This window comes from Undibacterium sp. Ji49W (genome assembly GCF_049340205.1).
Taxonomy (GTDB): domain Bacteria; phylum Pseudomonadota; class Gammaproteobacteria; order Burkholderiales; family Burkholderiaceae_D; genus Undibacterium.
This window is the reverse complement of sequence record NZ_JBMPOW010000007.1, coordinates 220,238-240,378: the sequence shown is the minus strand read 5'-3', so window position 1 is coordinate 240,378 and position 20,141 is coordinate 220,238. Positions and strand designations below refer to the sequence as shown.

Sequence of the window (20,141 nt, the reverse complement as noted above, 5' to 3'; positions counted from 1 at the left end):
CAGCGATCTGCATTTTTGCAATCGCTGTTTTTTTATGGCGTCAGATAAATCTCCACCCTCTCCTTGCCACGCCCTATATTGTTGCGTTTCAGCCTGATCTGCCCCAGTTCACCCGTCTTTTTGACATGGGTACCGCCGCAAGGCACACGCGAAAATCCGCTGATTTCCCAATAACGTCGCTGTGTCGTCTCATCATCAAAGGCACATATGATATCGAGATTGGCATCAATGATGGCTTGCGCTTCTTGCGTATATGCGGGTAGCAAAGGCGCAATGCTTTCAGGCCAGACAAAGTCGATGCGGGCCTTGTCCCCGGCAATATGGGCACCTGCTTTACCGACACCAGATAGCGACTTGTAAAACAATTCCAGCACCAGCTCCGCCGCAAAATGCAGGCGCATCAGACGATAACGCCGTTCCCAGTCTATACGGACTTCCACATCCCGCCCCGGCAACAAGCCATGGCCATCCGCCAGCGTATACACCAGTTCCAACCCTTCCTTGCGCGCAGCGACTACCGCATGCCCGGCTATCGTACCCTGATCACTTTCCTGCCCGCCAGAGAAAGCAAAGAAGATCGTCGATACCAGACGAATATCATTGCCATCCACTGCACTGACCTGTGTCAGCAGGCTGGTTTGATAGGGGTCGCTCCAAAATAATTTTTTAGTCATCAAATTACATGTTCACGATTAATGTATGTCAATTCACCGGACAGCTGGCACGTATCGCTTCATGCGACATCAAAAACTGCCAGTGTTTTTCATACTGCGGCAGATCAGTGATGGGCACACCCAAATCTACGGCCTTGCGATAAATGATGCTGACAAAAATATCGGCCTGGGTGAAATCTGTACCTACAGCAAACTGGCTGCTGCGCCACAGGCGGCTTTGCAGTTTTTGCAGGTTGATATTGAGCCAGTTGGCACGTGCCGGCTTCATTTGTTCCCGGCTCCATTCGGGATGAAAATACCGGACGGTGCTGCCGTTTTGCTGTGGATGGATGGACGAATTGACTGCTTCGCAAATCTCGCGGACCTGGGCCCGGGCAAAGGTTTCGGTGTATTGCAAGGGCGGATTGGGCACCAGCTCTTCGATGAATTCGGCCATGGCCATGGATTCACTCAAGGGTGTGCCATCAATTTCCATCAGTGGCACGCGGGCAAAAGGACTGTGTTGGGTGACATGTTCACCCACCTGTGTCAGCCCCACGTCTATACGTTCGTAGGGCACGCGCTTGTAATCGAGTATCCATAACAATCGCTCGCAGCAATTGGCATCCGGGGCATGATAAAACCTGATGTGCATACAATTCTTTCCTGATTGGCGGTATTGGTGGCATTGGCACCATGATCAAATTAACAACAAAATAGAATATTAGTCGGCGAACCTGCATTGTGTAATATCGATATGTTAATGTAAAATAAACAATCCCGCTTCCGCCTTCATGTCTGCAAGGCAAATCACCCTACAGGAGAGTGTAATGTCCATGAACTTGACGAACAAAACCAATTACCAGGCCTATTTTACGGTGTTGAAAGGGGATATGCTGATTGCAGAGCATTTGCCAGTGCCGCCGGAATCCATGGCAGAACTGGCGACTGACTTACCTCCCGCCAGCGTCTTTGCGACGACCGTCATACAAGGTAATACCTACACCAGCGCCAGCCAGAGCTTTGTCGGGGCTGCGGGTTTTCTAGCGCAGGTGAAACAAGTTATGCAGCAAGGTACATTTGAATTTGACATGATCCATGTGCCGTATAGCAATCCGAATCAATTGCAGCTTCAAAAGACTTGCGTGGGACCCGTCATTTTTTCCATACGCCAAAATGACCAGGTAACACAGAATGTCGTCGTTACCGATGACTTTATCCCAAGCACGCTGAATATCAGTGATACCTACACCGTCTACGCCGTCATTAACGGTGTCACCACGGATGCCATACAAACCAGCAATCCTCAAGCGGCGATTAACGCCGTGGTCGATACAGGCGTTCTGGAAAGCGGGTACTTTTTGCTGGTCGCTTCCTGATTTTCATAATGTTAGCCAGTTGTAGTGAATAGCATCCCGAGATAAAGAAAAAGCCTGCCAGTTCATCAACCGGCAGGCTTTTTCAATATTGCGACGAATCAGTTTACTGGGCGATCAGCGACACATCATCAATCAGGAAAGACGTAGCCGTCACGCTACCTTCCACACCCACAAAATACACGCGTATTGTCTGCCCTTTATAGCTGGTCAGATCAAAGGTTTTGTTGACATAGGCAGTCCCCTTGTTCAGGTTCGAATACGTCGCCAGTGTTGCCAATACGGTGCCACTGCTGTTTTGAATTTGCAGTTTGAGGGTATCGTAAGCCTGGGTGGTCGTGGTTTCGTCTGATGTTACCTTCAGCCAGAAACTCAGGCTGGCTGATGTGGCAGCAGCGGGGATGGTGACCTGCTGATACAGGGTATCAGTGTGGGCACTGCCATAACCGTTGAGCCATGCTTTATAGCTGCCAGTGCGCGATGCTTCAGAACCACCTGTGCTGATGACGCCAGAACTGGCCGTCCAGGAACCAGTACCACTTTCGAAACCACCATTGGTAATCAACTGCGTCGAGGTCGTGTTGTTGACCGTAAAACTCAAGGCCGACGATGTACCGATATTATTGGCAGCGTCATAGGCTTTGGCAGTCAGGCTATGGCTACCGTTCGACAAGGTCGTGGAATTCAGCGTGGTTGAATACGGCGATGCGGTGCTGGTTGCCTTCAGCGTGCCATCAACATAAAACTCTACCTTGCTGACACCCACATTGTCCGTCGCCGTGGCAGACAGGGTAATGGTGCCGCTGCTACCGCTTTCACTGACAGAGACCGTAGGTGGGGTCGTGTCGCTGGTCGGGTTATTGATGGTGAAGCCGACTGCCGATGACGTACCCACATTGTTAGCGGCATCATAGGCCTTGGCGACCAGACTGTGGCTAGCATTGCTCAGGCTGGTGGAGTTCAGTGTCATGCTGTACGGGGAACTGGTGACTGTGCCTTTGAGTGCACTGTCCACATAGAACTCGACCTTGCTGACACCCACGTTATCAGTCGCACTGGCGGACAGCGTAATCGTACCGCTGCTGCCGGATTCACCTGCGCTGACCGTTGGTGGCGTGGTATCTGCACTATTCGACTGGGTTACCCAGATCGGTGCCGACCACAGGATATTGCCATCGTCCTGAGTGATTTTTGCATAGTAAAAATGCTCGCCCACTGTCGGGGTGATGGTGGTCGTGGCGGTGCTGGACAATTGCGTTACCGTGCCATTGCGGCCTGGCACACCTTCGTAAATAACGACCGTGGAAGCAGTACGACCACTGGTGCTGGCAAAATTGCTGACCAGAGTCAGTGTGCCACTATTGGTGAAGCGTTCACCCATGACATGGCCATTGGCGGTCAGCACGATTTGCGAGGTCTTGTCCATACTGGCAAAAATACGGCGCGCTTTCAATGCATCGATAAAATTGGCGGTATTGAAGGCAGCACCCGTTGGCAACAATACGCCGGTACGGTTGGTGTAAGACGCACCCCAGTTGGCACAGTGATTATCCTGGTCTGTGGTAAAGGCAACGTGGAAACCGGCTTCCAGCGCCTTGTTACAGGCACCTTCATAGGTACTGCGGCTGGTTTCGGTTTCTGTGGTGTTGGTCGAAAATGCTGAAGTGTTCAGGACTTCGCAAGCTACCATAGCCTGATCACCGTCTGCGGTAAAACCGAATGGTGTGCTGTTGACGAGGAACTGTCCGCTGGTGGAAGGATGATTGAACTGCCCTATCCAGCCACGCTGACGCATCAGTGTGTACAGACCGGCATAATCGTTCTTGGTGGTAAGTGTGTCAGCGATTAGCTGGTTGCTACTATTGTATTCCCAACCCAGCAATTCATTCGAGTTGAAAATATTCATGTGCCCGCCATTGCTGATGACACCCCATTCCATACCGTAAATACCCAGGAAACCGGCATGACTGGAATTGAAGCTGGTAGCAGCGGCAAGGCCGGATTGATACAGGTTTTTAGCCGTGGCCGGATTGGCAGATGCGTTGGTACTGTCAGAACCGTCGTACATATGGTTGTGTTCAGACGTCATCAAAAAATCCAGGCCCTTGTTCAATGCGTATTGATAGGCATCCGTCGGGCCATAGGCGGCAGATTGCGGGTTTTGCGCGCCAACACAGGATGTCAGCTCGCCACCACCATCGCTGTGATTGGTCTGGCTATGCAGGTTGCCGTAATACACGGTGTAAGGCAAAGAACCGGTGGCTGCAACAGGTGGCGGTGCAGCGCCAGCAACTGCCTGACGGCTTGTGCTGGTGGTACTGGAAGTTGACAGGGTTTTGCTGGCTTTGGTCGGCAAGGCCGCAAAGCCTGGCATTTTGGGGGCAGCCACGCTACCGACTTGCAGTGGCCAGCTTTGCGTGATGATTTCGGTATCATGTTTGGCCAGGGCGCGTTCAACCAGGGTGGCAACATCCGCCGCCGGAGCCGCCTGCAACGCCACAGTGTCCGTAGCTTTGGCAGTCAGTCTGACCTGATAGATACCGTCTTTCAGGGCTTCGCCCCTGGGGCCGCGACCGCTCCAGAAAAACTGCGTTGTCACGGTTTTCTTGAAGAGTTTTTCTACGCCATACCAATGGTCAATAACGCGCCCATCAGCACCCAGCAATTCCAGCCGCCAGGTGATGGACTGTTCCTTGGTGACATACGGGTATTCGAATTCCATCGTGAAATAACGGGATTCGGCACCGGCTTTGGCGTCAGAACGATATGGCACATGCAGACTGGCATCAAATTCATGATGATCTGGAATAGATGCGTAGGCCGCATCCATCCCCGTAAAACTAACTGCAAAAATCAGACTTAGTTGTAGCGTCAGCAATTTTAGCCTGCCGTTTTTTTGTTGGCCTTGCATAAAAAATTCCCCCAGAATGATTGATATTTGACATTCGATGATGTGGCGGTCAAACACATATCTTCATTCAGATGAAATCGTCAAAACAGAGGGCCAAACTACCATCTCACGCACGTGTTCCGGTTAGAAACACGTTGCTCTCTCGCTTCTTTTATTCCAGCCTTGTTCAGATATCTGTAAGCAGCCATTCTTGTAAAGCTCTACCTATTCTTCTTACCACGATGCTGTTTGCAGCTTTCCAGAAACGAGATTTAACGACAGTTCAACTAAGCAATCGTTTGCGCAAACGATTACTAGATTAACATCGACACATGTCAATTTTGTGACCCGTGTTTACTTTTTTTAACAGATTTGTAAAAAAACTACTCTTGCCACATTTTTTGAACTGCTTTGGGGCATTTTTGACAAATTTTCTCAGGCTGCACCAAAATAGACTGAAGATAATTTTCCACTTGGAAATATTTACTTGCAAGAATGGTGTGGCATGCCTGGGTTTTGCGAAAAAACGGCAAATCAGGCACCTGAGGAAGGTCAGGCACATCAGACACATCAAATACGCAAGGCAGCCTGATGCTGTTTAAGCCAATTTATTTGCTCTTCGGTGTCAGGAACAGGAACCCTGCGCGCTTTACTTACCATTGAAAGAGCCTCAGCCACATCTTCGCCATGCCTTATCAGGATTGCTGCAGCCAGCAATCCTGTTCTGCCAATGCCGGCATGACAATGTATTACCGTATTGTCGCCATTAACAATGGACGAATGCAGATGCGTCACGAGTTTTTTCGTAGCAGATAAGGAAGATGGCACACCTCTGTCCTTGATAGGAAAGTGCAGGAAATCAACTTGATTTGCGGCACATAAAGCAGGTGCGGCTTGCAAGCCCAATTCACGAATTTCATGATTTTCAAGAAGAGACACGAGACGGCATATTCCGAATTGCGCGATCCCACGAAACTCATCTTCTATCCATTCACCGCCAACAGGTTTGGCCATGACAGCCAGAAACCCTTTACCGAGCTGACTTACTTTATAAATGTCGGAATACATAAATAAGATTCATTTCATCAATATGAAAACAAGTGAATAAGGCAATCGGATTTCAAAACTAGAATACGCTCCCGGATTGTCGCTTTTCAGCACGAAGAAATTACACGTTTCAATCTATGGGCATAAGCGGATACATCAGCTTCTCATGAAGGAACAGGCTTTCAGTTGCTCCTTCATGAGAAAGTAAAAATTGAAAACGGTGAGATTCGAACTCACGGCCCCCGACAGCAAAGCTGTATGTAGACAGGTGCATTCAACCACTCTGCCACGCTTCCAAAATTCTGTATGTGTCGTTTTATAGATGCACGGTCCAATTTACTGGATGCGCTGCACGCACAGTTCGATGTTTTATACAATTCGATGGCACGAAAAACCTGGTGCACATGGTGCACCCTACTTCAACCTGGTGCGCGCGGAGGGGATCGAACCCTCATGCCTTCAGGCGCTCGTGTTTAAGACCAGCGTGTATACCAATTCCACCACGCGCGCGTTTAAACTCTGTCAATTTCACTCTTGGTGTAGGGTGCACCATGTGCACCGTTCGCTGTTTTACGCAAATAGCGATATGCACAAAACATCCGGTGCACATGGTGCACCCTACTTCAACCTGGTGCGCGCAGAGGGACTTGAACCCTCAATCCTTTCGGCACTGGTTCAGAACTCATTTCACCTACAGGAGCGAGTGCGAACGAGGCGATTCGGGATGCAGTGCAAGGCGTCGTCGTGCGGCTAAGGCTGCTGCCTTAGCAAGCGGCGCAACGTAGCAATGCACCCGAATCGTCCGTTCCCGCTAGCTCCTGTAGGTGAAATGAGTTCATCGACCAGCGTGTATGCCAATTCCACCACACGCGCATTTAAACTCTGTCAATTTCACTCTTGGTGTAGGGTGCACCATGTGCACCGTTCGCTGTTTTACGCAAATAGCGATATGCACAAAACATCCGGTGCACATGGTGCACCCTACTTCAACCTGGTGCGCGCAGATGGACTTGAACCCTCAATCCTTTCGGCACTGGTTTCTAAGACCAGCGTGTATCCCAATTCCACCACACGCGCATAAACCTTATTCACTTCAACCTGCTTTGGGGTGACCACTCGGAATCGAACCGAGATAAGCGGATTCACAGTCCACGACTTTCACCGTTAAGTTATGGCCACCCCAAAGCAGGCTGAAGCTTTTATTTCTGTTTCACTGTCTACCTGTAAAGCGTGCATGCGACACATGCGACGACATGACAGGTACGTCAAACTGGCAGGGGATCAAGGAATCGAACCTTGGAATGTCTGGTTCAAAACCAGATGCCGTCACCACTTGGCTAATCCCCTGTTGTATTAATTAAACTGGTCGGAGTGCGAGGATTCGAACCTCGGACCTTCTGCTCCCAAAGCAGTTGCGCTACCAGGCTGCGCCACACTCCGTATCAAAACTTACGCAAAACCGCCTCAGCTGCGTTGCTGCGACTGGTCCTACTATTTCAATTATTAAAAATCACTCTGTATACAAACCAAAAAGCCCGGTGCGTTGATCGCATCCGGGCTTGTCGCTACAGTTATCAGGCACACTAACTGGTGCCGGATACCTGTGAGGTTTCCCCCCGGATGTTGAATTGCATACCTGCGCCCAGATGATGCAAGGGCAATGCTGGATGCGAGCTGGGCTGCGCTAACTGCAAAGGCAGATTGGCGAGCGAGGCATGGGACGATAGCGGGAACAGATTGAGAACCGCATCGCCAGCCTGTGCCAGCCCCTGCGCATGAGTGCGCAAGTTCTGATTCAGTTGTTGGAGTCGCGTAGTTTTCACAATCTGTCCTTTTGTAGGTTGGTTTATTTAGTGGGTACTGCTGTATTCGATGGAGCTATCTTGCCACAGGCATTTAAATAAAACAAGCATTAAATGACGAATTTATTCATGTAGCAGGTTATTTCTTCAAAATATTTATATTTTCACTGATGAAGGAGATACGGCAAGCACGCCTACATCAAGCTAAAACGCATTTTATTGAAATGTATGTCAGGCGAATCAATATCTTGATTTGCCATGCAAGGTAAGGCACTCTGTACGAATGCCCACTTGTGATGGCGCAGTAAATAGACAGGACTGGTGTCAGGCTTGTTGGAGATACGGCAGTGGAATCAAGGCCGACCTATTCTGCCCTTACCTTGAACACGTCGATTGAATGAAATTGAACATCAGTTCGCCGCTGGTCCGCCAAAATTATGTGGCATGAGCAGTATCTTTACTACTCATGCCTACGGCTACATAACGCTAATTTTATTGATGCCAATTACACGCAGGAATTACAGTATTAATAAAAGATTGAATATTCCCACTCGCGTATCCATCCAATGTTGATGCTCCAACATTAAATAGCGGGCATGATGGTGACGCTGGAACTTGTAGAAAAGAAAGAACATTATTCTGAACGTACACTTCTTTCATTCCACTAATGGCGATCCCCATGTTACCCCGCACTGTAGAGATGCCCGTAGTGTTCCCATCAAATGATGGGCCATACCCGATATCACTGGTGCTGCCAAACCACGGACGCGTACCTACCGCCAAAACTATATCTATGTGAGCCACTGGGCTCGACCAGATCGTATTATTTTGAAATACAGTTCCCAAGAAATTATGGCTAACACCCCTGTTCCGCAATCCATCTACTGCATAAGCTGCATAGGCTGAGTTCCCCGCATTTAACGCGAAATTATTCCTGACTATACTTCTCTGCGTGACTGCAGCGCCCTGTCTGGGAGTTGCAGGGAAAACAATAATGCTGACATCCGTTGCATCTATTATTTCATTGTTTTCGACAGTCGTATTTTCACACGCAACACTTAATCCATCTGTGTGTGAATCAGGAATTGTGTGTGTCGCACCATACGCTGTAATCAAATTTGCGCCGATGTACCCGTAAGAGCATGTGGCATCATCATATGATCCGTAATATTGTGAGTTTGTCCACCCAGCTGAATCAGTGATCAGGTTATCAATAATTTGTATATTTGAGCCGACGGAATTAAGATTTATCGCATCTCTGGAATATCCAAACCGATTCTTTTGGCCATCAATCCATACACTTTTTAATGTGCTTCCAGCTTCCAGTTGTACCAACGGGGCATTGAATCCACTGTCACGCACAAGTCGGCCCAGTAAGCCAGAATGTCTTCTACCAGGTAAGCCTATAGTGCTTAGCGTCCTTCCCTGTCTTAAGATCAAGGATTGATTTAATTTTACAATTGCACCTTGTTCTAAATAAACGGTTCCTCCTGGTGGCGTTTGATCGATTAAGCTCTGCAAATTACTTCCAGATGTATCTGAAAAACTGCCGGTTGACGTCGATTGAACATTAAATGGCTGAGTCGGCTGCCAGCCAGATGGCGCTGAACCACAGTATATGGATACGCGCTGATTAAATTCCGTCGAGGTAAATATGCTCTGCACAATTGAATTCCACGATGTGCCGCTGTTCAATTGTGCAGATATTGTAGAAAATTCGGAAGAGTTAGGATCGCGATGAAAAGCAGCCCGGATCAGTTTAAATATCTTTTCATTGTTATTTGGCGTTAAGTTGCTAAACTCAGATGAGGTAAGAACTGATACCCCTTGTGCTAAAAGCGTCTGCGAATTGCAAGCGCTATTAGCATAATAATTCATTGCCGAATTCCAACCGGTTTGATCTGGTATGCGACCCAATGCTTCGGAATACAGCTTGGCATGAAATTGGGCTGAACCAACAGTAACAGCGGCTTGCGCTACGATGCTAATGGATGCACTTAAACCAAATACAAGAAATTTCCATCGATTACTTTTCATATGACCACCCTTAAGTAAAGTTTAAGAAAAATAAATTCGGTGTAATTTATGAAATATAAATTAGCAATATAAATGTACCACAAGTAATATTTTCGTTTTGCTATTTTTTGATTTGCTTCTAAAAATTTGCACATAACAAAAATTAAGGTCTTCAATCAAGCCCAGTAACATTGAAATCAATCTGGCAGGCGAATCGAGGATTCAAACCACGAACCGTCTGCTCCCACAGCAGTTGTGCGGCCAGGCTGCGCTACACTTCGCATCAGAATTTACGCAAGATCGCCCCATCGTCCTTAATGCGACTAGCCACACTATTTCAAGTACTAAAAATCATGCCAAGTAAAAATCAAAAAGCCCGGAGCGTTGATCGCATCCGGGCTAATCGCTAAAGATATGGCACACGCTAACTACTGCGGTATAGCTAAGGGGTTTCCTTCCGGGATATGAATGTGCAAAAATGCGCCCATTTCTGGCCATAAGGATATAAGACCAACATCCGATAGGTACAGTCAAAACCGTGCATTAGCAATACGTGTCAGCGCCGTACCCATGTGGCAATGCTGACTGGAAAGCAGCGAATGAATGACTGCCTTGGCGTCAAAACACCTTGCTGGTTATTTCATCCCAAAAACCACACACCACAGAAACACAGAGACACGGAGACACAGAGGTGTCACAGAGAAAAACACGTTAAATTTCTCTATGACCGAGATTGATTTCAGCTAGGCAGCTCCCTGAGTTAATAATCCGCTTGATTTATTTTTCAACGAATTCGCAACTCAGGACACACACACACAACACTCACCTATCAATTGCCAATTTGATTTAATCCTTCAACATCAACTTCTTGATCATCCCCACAGGCGCGCTGCCATAGCTGAGGAACTGTTCATGGAATTGCTTGAGTCTGAATTTGTCGCCCTGCTGTTTTTTGAGCTGTTCACGGAACTCCAGTATCTCGCTGTAACCGCTGAAATAACTGGTCAGTTGCACTGAGGTGTACTGCACGCGCAGCCATTTTCCGTCGGCTTCTGCCTTGGTCTGGAAAGCCTGGTTCATCAGAAAATCTTTGGCTTCTGCCTCTGTCATGCCCAGCACATGTACCTGATAATCGAGAATGGTATTGCAGACGGCGCGCAGATTCCATTTGTAATACATGAGCCACATTTCAGGCGTATTGCCGCCATAGCCCGATTCCAGCATCATGCGTTCGCTGTAGACAGCCCAGCCTTCGACCATGGCACCGTTGCCAAACAGGGTCTTGATCACCGATGGCGACTGATTCGCATGTTGCAACTGGGTGTAATGGCCAGGAATGGCTTCATGGATATTCAGTATCTGCAAGACCCAGTGATTGTATTCACGCAGGGTGCCTTCTATCTGTTCCGGGCTTTGACCATCAAAAGGCGTGACATTGTAATAGGTCTTGTCATTGGGCCTGAAGATGCCGGGGGCTTCTATTGATGCCAGACTGACACCGCGCTGGTAGACCGGCGTTTCACGCACGATCAAAGGCTTTTTGGCGTTCAGGCTGACCAGATCATGCTCACGTATCCATTTTTCCAATTGCGGCAACTGGCTGCGGATTTCTGTGAACAGGTCTTGGGCGGCCACATGTTTTTCAGACAGTTTATCGATAACCATGGCAATCTTGCGGACGCGGTCAGTTGGTTTAGCTTGCGTGCCCATGGTTTTATCCCAGAGCTGATCCGCCAGTTTTTCCATGTTCAGATGCGCTTCATCTCTAAACTTCAGTGCGCGCTGGTAAGTCTGCTCTGCCGTCAGTGAAGACTGGATGTCGGCAACAAATTTGCCTTCGTATAAATCCTTGCCTATACGGAAAGAGCGTGCGGTGGCCGGGTCCAGTGTTTTTTCCAATGCTTCCAGAAACTGTACATAATCATTGACGGCAGCACGGGCATTTTTTAAACCGTCATCCAGGGCTGCTTTGTCTTTGACTGTCAGTTTCTCTTGTGCGGCTGTTTTTTCCAGTTCTGCCAGCACAGCGATGGCACCGGCGCTTTGCTTGATTGCCAGGCGTGTATGTTCCGGCGTGGGATTCTTGATGCTGACTTTGGCAGCCGCGTAATACGCAGGCACGGCTTGCAGGCGCTGTATTGCTACCAGCACGCGTTTGGCTTTAGGTGCAAAGTCGGTATTGAGGATGGCATCAAAACTGCCAGCGATATTATGCTGGGTCGGGTTCCATTCAAATTCGCGGAATTGCGTCAGGTACCAGCGCGTGCCGTTCAGGTAATTGCGTATCAGTGCCAGATCAGTCTGTTCTCTGGCAGACAGGCTTTCTGCATCGACCTTGCCGATTTGCGCCAGCCAGTGATCCGCAAAAACCACATAGGCGTCGCGGGTAGATTGATTGGGCAATACCAGTTTATTCGCATCCTGATAGCGACCTGCCGCCATTGCCATATCCGGATCCTGTTGCCACAAGGCGCTCAGGAAAGCAGCCTTGATCCGGGCAAACCCCTGATCCGCTTTTTTGGTAACAGCTACCGGCGCAACCGTAGCAGACATACTGGCAGGCGCAGCCATTACCAGTGAAGACAGCAAAGTGACAATCAGAACAGGACGAAATGGCATGGACATAGTAAGTATCTCGCAGGCTTAATATATTAAGAAATACGAGGTTAACACAAGATAGCAGCCATCAGCTGTATTTTTTATTGCCCATAGATAAAGAAAACATGCCTGCAACACTCCCGCAACATCCAAGCTGCCATAGTGGACACTCATTCAAGGGCCTTTCTTTGTTACACTCCAGCCTTGGCCACGCTTAGTCATGGCAAACCCGCAGCATCACAAAAAGAAAAACATGAACACCCCCAACCCGGTTACACAATTGCACTGGACAGAAAACGACGAAGCACGCTCATGCCGCTGGCATTCAGAAAGCGGCGCGCCGGCCCCCAGGCGCGTGCAGATTGCCGATGACCGCATCAATGTAGAAACCGCCTACAAGCTGGCATGCGAAGGCACGGCCCTGCTGTGGCGTGGCGACTATCACAATGCCAAACAGTTATTGCAGGCACTAGCACGCCGCATCGATAAAAAACCGGCCAAGGCCAGCAAAAAAACCAAAGCACCAGAATCAGCAAAAGAAGCATTCAACCTGCATCGCCAGGCACAATCGCAGCGTGCCCGCGTACTGGCGATGGTATTGATTCCTTTTGAAGCCGACTACCGCATCACCCTGCGCCGCGCGCCGGATGTAACGCAAGCCTGTCAGGAAGTATATGGTGAACCGACGACCGCCTTTGTCGCTTCCCTGCGAGAATTGCTGGGCCTGATAGGCGCACATGAATGGCGCAAGAATGGTGTGGAGATTGCTGCACTGGGCGCAAAAATCCACCCATACTACGGTGTCTTTTCACCGGTACGTGGTGAATACATAGACTTGCTGGCCAAGGCTCCGTTGCCATCGACCGACCTGGCTTTTGATATCGGTGTGGGCACGGGTGTACTGTCAGCCTTGCTGGCAAAACGCGGCATCAAAAAAATAGTGGCGACCGACCAGGACCAGCGTGCCCTCGCCTGCGCCCGTGAAAACGTGGACAGGCTGGGCTTGTCCGGCCAGGTAGAATTGATGCAGGCAGACCTGTTCCCACCTGGCCGCGCACCATTGGTGGTCTGTAACCCACCATGGCTACCAGCACGCCCCAATTCGCCCATAGAATATGCCGTGTATGACCCTGACAGCCGCATGTTGCGCGGCTTTCTTGCAGGCGTGGCAGAACATCTGGAACCGCAGGGCGAAGCCTGGCTGATCATGTCAGACTTTGCCGAACACCTGGGCCTGCGCAACACGACAGATTTGCCGGGCTGGATAGAAGCTGGTGGTCTGACCGTTGTCGGCAAGATGGATATCAAGCCGCGTCATCCAAAATCTACGGATGAAAACGATCCCTTGCATGCTGCTCGCGTCAAAGAAGTTACTTCATTGTGGCGTTTAAAATTAAAATAGCAGTTGTATTGTGAGCAGTGATAGTCCTTGGCCTGCTCACTGAATTTATTAATTGTTTAGAAAATTAGCATCATGATCAACAAACCCGCCCGCATCCTGACCTTCAAGTGCAAAAACTGCAGCAAATCCGTCCAGGTCTTCCTGCAAAAAGTCTCTGCCTGCTCGCACATTCAACCCTACCAGGGCATTTGCAACTGCGGTGAAATCATGAAACACGCGACTGGCAACAAGGAAGCTGTTCAGTCCTATCTCAGCTCCAATGATGTCTTGTGGTCGCATCATCATTAATTCCTTGGCAAGCAAGTGACAAGCAAAACAGGAATTTCTCGCATTATTCCCTTGCAAAATTTGCATTTGCACCTCAGATCAGGTCTATAGCCAGACGAAAGCATTTATAATCTAAGGCTTTGCAGCAGTTTTCTGGAAACAATGAAGGTATTTCGCGGACTTCCAAATGCAGCCTCCCGTGCACCCTGTGCGCTGGCGATAGGCAATTTTGATGGCGTGCATCTGGGCCACCAGACTTTGCTTGCCCGTTTGCGGGATGCCGCCACACGTCTGGACATAGAAGCCGCCGTGATGACATTTGAACCACATCCGCGTGCATTTTTTGCCCAGATGATGGGTGACATCTCAAAAGCACCTACCCGTATCGCCAATTTGCGCGACAACATGGCGTCGTTGCAGGCAGCAGGTGTGGACAGGGTGATCGTTGAACATTTCAATGCCCACTTCGCCGCATTGTCGCCGCAGGATTTCATAGAAAAAGTATTGGTCGATGGCCTGCATGTCAAATGGGTCATGGTCGGTGAAGATTTTCGCTTTGGCGCCAAACGCGCCGGCGATATCGCCACGCTGACTGAAGCCGGGCAGCGCTTTGGCTTTACGGTTGAAACCCTGCCTTCGGTACAAAACAAGGGCGTGCGCATTTCTTCATCGGCGGTACGCCTGGCATTGGCCAATGGTGATTTTGATGAAGCTGAAGCCTTGCTGGGTCATCCTTACCGTATTTCTGGTCATGTTGTGCATGGCCAAAAGCTGGGGCGCACCATTGGTTTCCCTACGCTGAACCTGCGCATTGCCCATCATCGCCCTGCCCTGCATGGCATCTTTATCGTGCAGGTTCACGGTTTGGCCGAGCAGCCATTGCCTGCCGTTGCCAGCCTGGGTGTGCGCCCTACTGTTGATGACAGTGGCCGCGTGCTACTGGAAACCCATGTATTTGATTACAGTGGTCATGCGTATGGCAAAGTCGTGCAGATAGAATTTTTGAAAAAGCTGCGGGACGAAGAAAAATACATAGACCTGCCAACCCTGACTGCGGCCATCAACAAGGATGCAGATCAGGCACGCGCCTATTTTGCCGACAGCCACCGTCCTGCACGCTCTGCCACTGACCGAATTTGAAGCTCACCTTGTTGTACTTTTACTGTACTTGCTTGTGACTTCATCCCGATTTTAAAAATAGAAAACTCATTATGTCTGAAAACAAAGCGGCAAAAACTGCCAGTAAATACCCGGTCAACATGACCGAAACAGCTTTCCCCATGCGCGGCGATCTGGCCAAGCGCGAACCCAAGTGGGTCAAGGAATGGCAAGACAAGAAAATCTATGAACGTGTGCGCAAGGCATCTGCCGGTCGCCCGAAATTCATCCTGCATGATGGCCCACCGTATGCCAATGGCGATATCCACCTGGGCCACGCGGTCAACAAGATATTGAAGGACATGATCGTCAAAGCCCGTACCATGGCTGGCTTTGATGCGCCATATGTACCAGGCTGGGATTGCCATGGCATGCCTATCGAAATTCAGGTAGAAAAACTGTTTGGCAAAAACCTGCCCGTGGCCGAGGTGCATGCCAAGGCACGCGTGTATGCGAATGAACAGATAGAAAAACAAAAAGCAGGCTTTATCCGTCTGGGTGTTTTGGGTGAATGGGATAATCCCTACAAAACCATGGCCTTTGGCAATGAAGCAGATGAATTGCGTGCACTCGGTAAATTGCTGGAAAAAGGTTATGTCTATCGCGGCCTGAAACCGGTCAACTGGTGTTTTGATTGCGGTTCTGCCCTGGCCGAAGCTGAAGTTGAATACGAAAACAAACGTGACCCATCCATCGATGTCGGCTTCCCGTTTGCTGAACATGACAAACTGGCTACCGCCTTCAAGCTGGACAAGCTGCCGCTGGACAAAGGGTATTGCGTCATCTGGACCACAACGCCATGGACCATCCCGTCCAACCAGGCGCTGAACATGCACCCGGAAATCACTTACGCACTGGTCAAGACCCAGCGTGAAGGTGAAGACATTCTGCTGATATTGGCAAAAGACCTGGTCGAAGCCAGCCTGACCAACTACGGTCTGACGGGTGACGTCATCGCTACCTGCCTGGGTGCGGATTTGTCTGAAATCAAATTCAAACATCCGCTGTCAGCACTGGATGCGGGCTATGACCGTTTTTCTCCAGTCTACCTGGGTGAATACGTCAGTACAGAAACTGGTACCGGCGTGGTGCACTCTGCCCCTGCTTACGGTATCGAAGATTTTCAGTCATGCAAGGCGCATGGCATGAAGGATGACGACATCATCGCCCCTGTCATGGGTGATGGTAAGTTTGCGTCCAGCCTGCCTTTCTTTGCCGGCATGACGATCTGGGAAGCGTCCAAGCCTATCTGCGACAAGCTGCGCGAGGCTGGTACCCTGTTTGCGTTCAAGATGTTTGAGCATAGCTATATGCATTGCTGGCGTCATAAGACACCGATCATCTACCGCGCTACGTCACAGTGGTTTGCCAGCATGGACAATACGCCCAAAGCGGGCGGTGACAGCCTGCGTCAGACAGCATTGAAGGCCATCGATGACACCGCCTTCTTCCCGGCATGGGGCAAAGCACGTTTGCATGGCATGATAGCCAACCGTCCTGACTGGACCTTGTCGCGTCAGCGTCAATGGGGTGTGCCTATGGCCTTCTTCCTGCACAAAGAAACGGGCCAATTGCATCCACGCACGCCTGAGCTGCTGGAACAAATCGCCCTGCGCATAGAAAAAGAAGGCATCGAAGCCTGGCAAAAAATCGAAGTCGCTGATTTGCTCGGTGATGAAGCTGCCATGTATGTGAAAAACCGCGACACCCTGGACGTCTGGTTTGATTCTGGTGTGACACACCAGACCGTCTTACGCGGTTCACATAAAGCGCAATCAGCCTTCCCGGCAGATCTTTATCTGGAAGGTTCTGACCAGCATCGCGGCTGGTTCCATTCTTCATTGTTGACAGCATCGATGCTGGATGGCCGTGCGCCTTACAAAGCCTTGCTGACACATGGCTTCACTGTTGATGGCGATGGCAAGAAGATGTCCAAGTCTTTGGGCAATACACTGGCACCGCAAAAAATATCCGACACACTGGGTGCTGATATCTTGCGTCTGTGGGTGGCGTCGTCTGATTATTCAGGCGAACTGTCCATCTCTGACGAAATCCTGAAACGCGTGACAGAAGCCTATCGTCGCATCCGCAATACCTTGCGCTTTTTGCTGGCAAATACGTCTGATTTTGATGCAGCCAAAGATGCCGTTGCGATCAATGAATTGTTAGAGATAGATCGTTATGCCATCGCCAATATGGCGGCATTGCAAAAAGATATCCTGACACATTTTGATGCGTTTGAATTCCACCCTGTGGTCAGCAAATTGCAGTCATTCTGTTCGGAAGACCTGGGTGGTTTCTATCTCGACATCCTCAAAGACCGCCTGTACACCAGCGGCACGACTTCGCATGCACGCCGCTCTGCGCAAACTGCAATCTGGCATATCACACAATCGCTGTTGCGCCTGATGGCACCGATGCTGTCTTTCACCGCTGAAGAAGCATGGCAGTTCTTTGCCGCTGCCGATGCTTACAAAGACAGTGATGAAACCATCTTCACGCAAACTTATTACAGCCTGCCAGAAATCGCCGATGCAGAAGCCTTGCTGGCCAAGTATGCCGCCCTGCGCGCAGTCCGTACGGATGTGACCAAGCAACTGGAAGAAGTACGCGTGGCCGGTGGCATAGGTTCATCCTTGCAAGCAGAAGTGACGATCAAGGCCAGCGGCAGCAAGTTTGATGTATTGAACAGTTTTGCCGACGACTTGAAATTCACCCTGATCACCTCTGCAGCAGGTGTGGAACAGGTTGCCAGCGAAGCGGAAGAAGCGGTAGTCGTTACTCCATCCAAATATGAAAAATGCGAGCGTTGCTGGCATTATCGTGCGGATGTAGGCAGCCATGCAGAACACCCTGGCCTGTGTGGCCGTTGCGTCAGCAATCTGTTTGGAACTGGCGAAACACGTCGTTATGCATAAAAACCTGCTTACGATCTTACTGCGCGTGCGTGATCAGGGCTCATGTGCTGCTCAAAATGCTCATGTACTGTAAGTACATTCCGCTTTTTGCGCTGCTCTTCACCCTGCTGACGCACGCTCGCTACAGATCGTAAACAGGTTTTCTAAGTAAGTAAGCAAATAAGTAAGTAATGTAGGCTGGGTCAGCAATCAATCATTAATGTGCTGCCCCAGCCCGTATTCACCAAGACTTCACAAGAGTTCAATGCCCATGGCGACCAAAAAACGTCCTGCTACCAGCAATAATTATTCAGGTTCAAGCTCTTCCGGTGCTGGCCTTGTGCCATGGCTGGGCCTGGCTGCCATCATCATCTTGCTGGATCAGGTCAGCAAGATCACCATCAGCAAGGCCTTTGCCTATGCCGAGACACTGAGCGTCACCTCATTCTTCAACCTGACACTGGTGTACAACAAGGGGGCAGCGTTCAGCTTCCTGGCCACCGAAACTGGCTGGCAGCGCTATTTTTTCACCGCCATCGGTTTGATAGCCGCCGCCTATATCACCTATCTGATGAAACGCCATGCCGGGCAAAAGCTGTTTTGCACGGCGCTGGCACTGATCATGGGCGGTGCACTTGGCAATGTCATCGACAGGCTGCTGTATGGTCATGTGATCGATTTTCTGGATTTCCATTATCTGGAAATTTATCATTTTCCGGCCTTCAACATCGCCGATAGCGCAATTTGCATAGGTGCGGCATTATTCATACTGGATGAATTGCGCCGCGTGAAAAAATAAGGAGTAGCACCATGAGTCTGCGACTGGCTGGTAAAAAGATCGTTCTGGGCCTGACCGGTGGCGTAGCCTGCTACAAGATCGCAGAACTGACACGTGCGCTGGGCAAAGCTGGTGCCGACGTGCAGGTGGTGATGACAGAATCTGCCACCCATTTCATCACCCCGGTGACCATGCAGGCCCTGTCTGGCAATACCGTTTATACCGATCAGTGGGATGCGCGCATCAGTAACAATATGCCGCATATAGACCTGACGCGTGATGCTGATGCCATTGTGATTGCGCCGTGCAGCACAGACTTTATCTTCAAGCTGGCACACGGTGCCTGCAATGATTTACTGTCCACCCTGTGCGTTGCCCGCCCCGCTCACCTGCCCTTGCTGATTGCCCCCGCCATGAATGTGGAAATGTGGCAAAACCCCGCCACCCAGCGCAATGTACAACAGATCAAGGCCGATGGCATACAGCTCATGGGCCCTGCTGCCGGCGACCAGGCCTGCGGTGAAACCGGCATGGGCCGCATGCTGGAACCTGCACAATTGCTGGCTGAAATCATCGCTGCCTTCCAGCCCAAGACCCTGGCTGGCAAACATGTGCTGATCACCGCCGGCCCCACGTTCGAACCTATCGACCCGGTGCGCGGCATCACCAATTTATCGTCCGGCAAGATGGGCTATGCGATTGCCCAGGCGGCCTGGGAGGCCGGTGCCATCGTTACCCTGGTCTCTGGCCCTACGGCACTGGATACACCCTATGGTGTGCGCCGCATACAGGTACAGACTGCACAGCAAATGCATGATGCAGTGATGGCACAACTCAACCAGTCAGTGCAACACAGACAGGATATCTTCATCGCCGTTGCCGCCGTCGCCGACTGGCGCATCGCCAATGCCAGCGAACAGAAGCTGAAAAAAACCAGCGACAGTGATGTGCCGCAACTGCAGTTTGCCCAAAACCCCGACATTCTGGCAGCCGTGGCGGCCCTGCCCGATGCACCTTACTGCGTAGGCTTTGCCGCCGAATCAGAAAACCTGTTGCAATACGGCGCGGCCAAACGACTCAAGAAAAACATTCCTCTGCTGGTTGGCAATATCGGCCATCACACCTTTGGCAAGGACGACAATGAGCTGGTGCTGTTTGATGAGCAGGGCCATACTGCCCTGCCACGCGCCGACAAGCAAACCCTGGCCCAGAACCTGATAGCTGAAATAGCACTACGTACCAGCCTGATTTAATTCT

Annotated in this window: 14 protein-coding genes and 6 tRNA genes; 7 read left to right on the top strand and 13 right to left on the bottom strand. The window is 50.2% G+C overall.

Annotated elements, in window-relative coordinates; genetic code table 11:
- Positions 1-32: 32 nt before the first annotated feature.
- Positions 33-674 (bottom strand): alanyl-tRNA editing protein, encoded by a 642-nt coding sequence (locus ACO0LK_RS11040; protein WP_422974955.1) that lies wholly within the window; start codon positions 672-674, stop codon positions 33-35.
- Positions 675-702: 28 nt separating this feature from the next.
- Positions 703-1,308, bottom strand: a complete 606-nt coding sequence (locus ACO0LK_RS11035) for a glutathione S-transferase family protein (protein WP_422974953.1) — start codon at positions 1,306-1,308, stop codon at positions 703-705.
- A 175-nt stretch (positions 1,309-1,483) separates the two neighbouring features.
- Here ACO0LK_RS11035 and ACO0LK_RS11030 point away from each other — a divergent pair, with 175 nt between their 5' ends.
- Positions 1,484-2,032, top strand: coding sequence for a hypothetical protein (locus ACO0LK_RS11030; protein WP_422974951.1), 549 nt, complete (start codon positions 1,484-1,486; stop codon positions 2,030-2,032).
- Positions 2,033-2,135: 103 nt separating this feature from the next.
- Here ACO0LK_RS11030 and ACO0LK_RS11025 read toward each other — a convergent pair whose 3' ends face one another.
- The 11 genes from ACO0LK_RS11025 to ACO0LK_RS10975 form a co-directional block, all read right to left on the bottom strand.
- Positions 2,136-4,940, bottom strand: coding sequence for an Ig-like domain-containing protein (locus tag ACO0LK_RS11025; RefSeq protein ID WP_422974950.1), 2,805 nt, complete (start codon positions 4,938-4,940; stop codon positions 2,136-2,138).
- 549 nt (positions 4,941-5,489) lie between these two features.
- Positions 5,490-5,987, bottom strand: a complete 498-nt coding sequence (locus ACO0LK_RS11020) for a protein-tyrosine phosphatase family protein (protein WP_422974948.1) — start codon at positions 5,985-5,987, stop codon at positions 5,490-5,492.
- A gap of 191 nt (positions 5,988-6,178) precedes the next feature.
- Positions 6,179-6,262 (bottom strand) — tRNA-OTHER (locus ACO0LK_RS11015).
- 129 nt (positions 6,263-6,391) lie between these two features.
- A tRNA-Leu gene (locus ACO0LK_RS11010) sits at positions 6,392-6,476 on the bottom strand.
- 482 nt (positions 6,477-6,958) lie between these two features.
- Positions 6,959-7,043, bottom strand: a tRNA-Leu gene (locus ACO0LK_RS11005).
- Positions 7,044-7,070: 27 nt separating this feature from the next.
- Positions 7,071-7,145: transfer RNA gene (locus ACO0LK_RS11000), tRNA-His, on the bottom strand.
- A gap of 92 nt (positions 7,146-7,237) precedes the next feature.
- A tRNA-Gln gene (locus tag ACO0LK_RS10995) sits at positions 7,238-7,313 on the bottom strand.
- 16 nt (positions 7,314-7,329) lie between these two features.
- Positions 7,330-7,406: transfer RNA gene (locus tag ACO0LK_RS10990), tRNA-Pro, on the bottom strand.
- 143 nt (positions 7,407-7,549) lie between these two features.
- On the bottom strand, positions 7,550-7,789 hold the full coding sequence (locus ACO0LK_RS10985; RefSeq protein WP_422974946.1) for a hypothetical protein: 240 nt from the start codon (positions 7,787-7,789) through the stop codon (positions 7,550-7,552).
- A gap of 471 nt (positions 7,790-8,260) precedes the next feature.
- Entirely contained in the window at positions 8,261-9,805 is a 1,545-nt protein-coding gene (locus ACO0LK_RS10980; protein ID WP_422974944.1) for a hypothetical protein, read from the bottom strand.
- Positions 9,806-10,630: 825 nt separating this feature from the next.
- A complete protein-coding gene (locus tag ACO0LK_RS10975) occupies positions 10,631-12,403 on the bottom strand; it encodes a DUF885 domain-containing protein (protein ID WP_422974942.1) in 1,773 nt (590 codons plus the stop codon).
- Between the two features lie 232 nt (positions 12,404-12,635).
- Between ACO0LK_RS10975 and ACO0LK_RS10970 the strand changes: the two genes are divergently transcribed.
- The 6 genes from ACO0LK_RS10970 to coaBC all read left to right on the top strand — a co-directional run bounded on the left by ACO0LK_RS10970 (position 12,636) and on the right by coaBC (position 20,137).
- Complete coding sequence (locus ACO0LK_RS10970; protein ID WP_422974940.1) at positions 12,636-13,784, top strand: methyltransferase; 1,149 nt, start codon at positions 12,636-12,638, stop codon at positions 13,782-13,784.
- A gap of 72 nt (positions 13,785-13,856) precedes the next feature.
- Complete coding sequence (locus ACO0LK_RS10965; protein ID WP_110257360.1) at positions 13,857-14,072, top strand: hypothetical protein; 216 nt, start codon at positions 13,857-13,859, stop codon at positions 14,070-14,072.
- A gap of 141 nt (positions 14,073-14,213) precedes the next feature.
- The gene (locus tag ACO0LK_RS10960) at positions 14,214-15,191 is read left to right on the top strand and encodes a bifunctional riboflavin kinase/FAD synthetase (protein WP_422974938.1); all 978 of its coding nucleotides are present in this window, start codon (positions 14,214-14,216) and stop codon (positions 15,189-15,191) included.
- A gap of 71 nt (positions 15,192-15,262) precedes the next feature.
- Positions 15,263-18,127, top strand: a complete 2,865-nt coding sequence (ileS, locus tag ACO0LK_RS10955; protein WP_422974936.1) for an isoleucine--tRNA ligase — start codon at positions 15,263-15,265, stop codon at positions 18,125-18,127.
- Positions 18,128-18,377: 250 nt separating this feature from the next.
- On the top strand, positions 18,378-18,905 hold the full coding sequence (lspA, locus tag ACO0LK_RS10950; RefSeq protein ID WP_422974934.1) for a signal peptidase II: 528 nt from the start codon (positions 18,378-18,380) through the stop codon (positions 18,903-18,905).
- A 17-nt stretch (positions 18,906-18,922) separates the two neighbouring features.
- Positions 18,923-20,137, top strand: a complete 1,215-nt coding sequence (gene coaBC / locus ACO0LK_RS10945; protein WP_422975048.1) for a bifunctional phosphopantothenoylcysteine decarboxylase/phosphopantothenate--cysteine ligase CoaBC — start codon at positions 18,923-18,925, stop codon at positions 20,135-20,137.
- Positions 20,138-20,141: the final 4 nt, after the last annotated feature.

What these genes read in the sequence shown, in the direction of transcription:
- ACO0LK_RS10970 (WP_422974940.1), top strand. Translation starts at nt 12,636, where the DNA reads ATGAACACCCCCAACCCGGTTACACAATTGCACTGGACAGAAAACGAC.
- ACO0LK_RS11020 (WP_422974948.1), bottom strand. Translation starts at nt 5,987, where the DNA reads ATGTATTCCGACATTTATAAAGTAAGTCAGCTCGGTAAAGGGTTTCTG.
- ileS (WP_422974936.1), top strand. Translation starts at nt 15,263, where the DNA reads ATGTCTGAAAACAAAGCGGCAAAAACTGCCAGTAAATACCCGGTCAAC.
- ACO0LK_RS11025 (WP_422974950.1), bottom strand. Translation starts at nt 4,940, where the DNA reads ATGCAAGGCCAACAAAAAAACGGCAGGCTAAAATTGCTGACGCTACAA.
- ACO0LK_RS11030 (WP_422974951.1), top strand. Translation starts at nt 1,484, where the DNA reads ATGTCCATGAACTTGACGAACAAAACCAATTACCAGGCCTATTTTACG.
- lspA (WP_422974934.1), top strand. Translation starts at nt 18,378, where the DNA reads ATGGCGACCAAAAAACGTCCTGCTACCAGCAATAATTATTCAGGTTCA.
- ACO0LK_RS10965 (WP_110257360.1), top strand. Translation starts at nt 13,857, where the DNA reads ATGATCAACAAACCCGCCCGCATCCTGACCTTCAAGTGCAAAAACTGC.
- ACO0LK_RS10975 (WP_422974942.1), bottom strand. Translation starts at nt 12,403, where the DNA reads ATGCCATTTCGTCCTGTTCTGATTGTCACTTTGCTGTCTTCACTGGTA.
- ACO0LK_RS11040 (WP_422974955.1), bottom strand. Translation starts at nt 674, where the DNA reads ATGACTAAAAAATTATTTTGGAGCGACCCCTATCAAACCAGCCTGCTG.
- ACO0LK_RS10980 (WP_422974944.1), bottom strand. Translation starts at nt 9,805, where the DNA reads ATGAAAAGTAATCGATGGAAATTTCTTGTATTTGGTTTAAGTGCATCC.
- ACO0LK_RS11035 (WP_422974953.1), bottom strand. Translation starts at nt 1,308, where the DNA reads ATGCACATCAGGTTTTATCATGCCCCGGATGCCAATTGCTGCGAGCGA.
- ACO0LK_RS10960 (WP_422974938.1), top strand. Translation starts at nt 14,214, where the DNA reads ATGAAGGTATTTCGCGGACTTCCAAATGCAGCCTCCCGTGCACCCTGT.